3 protein-coding genes are annotated in these 3,003 nt (G+C 71.9%); all 3 read left to right on the top strand.

Annotated elements, in window-relative coordinates:
• Nucleotides 1-2,202, top strand: a 2,202-nt coding sequence (locus BM064_RS27715) for a host specificity factor TipJ family phage tail protein (protein ID WP_177236419.1), incomplete at its 5' end; no start/stop codon positions are given.
• Complete coding sequence (locus BM064_RS26440) at nucleotides 2,202-2,555, top strand: hypothetical protein (RefSeq protein ID WP_092866544.1); 354 nt, start codon at nucleotides 2,202-2,204, stop codon at nucleotides 2,553-2,555. The genes BM064_RS27715 and BM064_RS26440, both read left to right, overlap by 1 nt.
• On the top strand, nucleotides 2,552-3,003 hold a 452-nt coding region (locus tag BM064_RS26435; protein WP_143103487.1), incomplete at its 3' end, for a hypothetical protein. The genes BM064_RS26440 and BM064_RS26435, both read left to right, overlap by 4 nt.

The following is a 3,003-nucleotide window of genomic DNA, read 5'->3' as shown; positions in this document are numbered from 1 at the left end:
CGCTGGAAGGCCTACGGGCCCAAGGACCACCTCCAGCGCCATGGCGTCATCGGCGACGACTTCGGGATCTGGGAGGACGTGGTCACCTCGGTGGACGTGGCCGGCGTCGAGCTGCGCGCCAGCACGCAGGACCAGCAGCACACGCTCGCGGCCGACTTCATCGCGCCCCGCACCATCCGCCTCTACGCCACCGGCGCGGCCGTCGACGCCTTCGCGGAGGGCGCCTCGATCACCGTGTCGGGCACCAGCTCCAACAACGGTTCGTTCACCATCGGCGCGATCGACACCTCGGGCAATCGCACCGACCTGGACGTGGGCTCGGGCGTGACCGACGAGACCGGCGGCTCGACCGAGCTGCGCAGCTTCGACGGCGCCGTCGCGCGTCGCCAGGGCGGCGTGCAGGTCTGGTATCTCTCCGAGACCGCGCCGGCAGGCGTCCTCGCCCTGTCGGCCGGCGACCTCGTGCGGGTCACCGCCGGGGGCGTAGACCAGTACGGGACCGTCGAGCGCTACAGCTACCGGGTCGAGTACGACGCCGACGAAGGCGAAGCCGACGGCGGGCTGCACACCCTCCGCCTCAAGGACGTGGGCGGGCCGCTGAAGGGCGGCTCCTGGTCCTCGGGCACGGTCTACAAGGCGACCTCCCCGACCACCTTCGACACCTCCGGCATTCCGCGCTGGACCGGCCCCTTCCAGGTCACCAAGACGGGCCAGGGCGTGAACAAGATCGAGGTCGACCTGGAGTTCCCGGCGGGTCTCTACACGGCCGACGAGACCACAGGCGAGCTGCTCGCCGATACGGCCACGTTCCGCTTCCAGATCCAGCAGCTCGACGCCGGCGGCAATCCCACCGGCGGCTGGCAGACCACCGACGTCAGCGTCTCGACCGGGGACCACCTGACCGCTGGCGAGTCGCTCAACACCCCGATCCGGCTCACCCAGACGATCTTCACCGGGACCGGCGAGTGGCGCATCCGCGGACGGCGCACCAGCGAGGAATCGACGGCCGCCGCCGCGCAGAGCCGGTGCGTCTGGTCCCAGCTGAAGGGCCGCCGGATCCTCCGGCCGTCGGGCCAGACCGTCTACGGCCCGGTCACCCTGCTGGCTCTGGAGCTGGAGGCGACGGCCGGCCTCTCGCAAGCCGCGATCGAGCGGATCCGAGTGGCGGCCACCCGCCTCCTGCCCAAGATCCGCACCCCCTACGACGGCGACCAGCTCGGGCGCTCGCGGTCGCCGGCGCGCGCGGTCTACGACATGCTCACCAACCCGCACTACGGCCTCGGCTACGACCCGGCGCGGATCTTCGACCTGGTCGAGCTGCGCGCCGCGCGGGTGCTGCACTCGGGCGTGGGCATCACCTTCGACCACCTGCTCACCGACCAGGTGAGCGCCCGCGAAGCGATCCGCCTGGCGCTGCAGCCGGCGCTGGCCGACATGCAGATCTACAACGGCAAGGTCTCGATCCGGCAGGAAGGTCCGAAGGAAGACCGCACCCTCCTCTTCAGCCCGCTGAACGTCATCCCCGGGACGCTGCGCCTCAACTTCGGCTTCCGGTCGGTGGGCGACCCGGACGGCGTGAAGGTGGTCACGCTCGATCCCGACAGCCTCGCGGAACGCTCCGTCGTCTGGCCGGCCTCCGCCGGGCGCCCGACCGAGCTGAAGATCTACGGCATGCACCCCGACTTCGCGCAGGACTTCGCCCGCGTGCGCTGGCAGCAGCGCAAGGCCGGCCGGCTCATCGCCCAGTTCTCCGTCCGCGGCGAGAGCCGCCTGGCGCGCGCCGGCGAGCGCGTCGGCCTCTCCTGGCCCACCTTCGGCTGGGGCGACGCCGCCCGCCTGATCGCGGTCGACGAGACCGAGGACGGCTGGGACCTGACCCTCGATCGCCCGGTGCCCGATATCGACGGCGGCATCCGCTGGACCCAGCTGCGCCAGGCGGACGGCACGGTCGTCGGGCCGCTCGCCATGACCAAGAGCGGCCCCCGCAGGATCACGCTGCCCGACGAGCCCCCCATCCCCCTGCACGTCCTGGGGGGCGGCCAGGAGCCCACCCACGTCGCCATCGGCAAAGGGCAGAACTTCCTCCTCGACCTGACCGTCGACACGGTCGAGATGGACGGACCCGGCCGCGGCAAGATCACCGCCCGCCTCTATCTGCCCAGCGCCTACGAGGGCACCGTCTTCGCGGGGCTCGCGACCTGATGGCGACCTGGCCCGCAACCCTCCCTCCGCCGCTCGCCCGCGACTACGCGACCGACGCGGGCCGTCCGACCGCCCGCCCGGACCTCGGCCGAGGCTGGACGACGCCGCAGGAGCTGGCCTCGCGGTCCACGAAGATCACGACCGTCGTCTTCGAGCTGACCCGCGAGCAGGCCCGGGACCTGGTGCTGTTTCTGCGCGACCACGCGGCGGATCATTTCACGCTGCCGCTCCGCCTGGTGGAGGAGAGCGACGAGGCCACGCCGGCGCTCGTCAAGTTCGCCGACGCCCGGCCTTCCTGGATGGCCCGCCCCTCCGGCTTCGAGGTCCGCGCCCGGCTGGAGATCGAGACATGATCGTCTTCCCCTTCGACCCCACCGCCGGCGAGCCTCTGGCGCGCTTCGAGTTCGAGATGGACCTCGGCCTGGAGCGCACCGAGATGTCGGGCGGCGTCTCCCGCATCGAGCGCCTCTTCGAGCACCTGCCCATGGAGGGGGAGGCCACCTGGCGGCTGACCCGAGCCCAGCGCAGGACGCTGGTGCAGTTCGCGGAGGCGACGGGCGTCCAGCCCTTCTGGATCCCGCTCCGCGTGCCCCACGATCCGCGGCCGTTCAGGTCCGTTGAAGCCCGCTTTGCGGGGCGTTTCACCGCGCCATGGGTGGACCGCGGGCATGACGATGTCGCCGTCCCCCTCGTCGTCCTGCGCACTCCGATCGTTCTCGACTTCGGCGGCCTGCTCACCCCCGGCGGCGACGATGCGCTCGCCCCGGACGGCAGCCCCGCCAACTGGGAGGTTCTCGCCTG

This window comes from Albimonas pacifica (genome assembly GCF_900113695.1).
In the GTDB taxonomy this organism is placed as follows: Bacteria; Pseudomonadota; Alphaproteobacteria; order Rhodobacterales; family Rhodobacteraceae; genus Albimonas; species Albimonas pacifica.
This window is presented reverse-complemented; position numbering and strand designations above follow the sequence as displayed.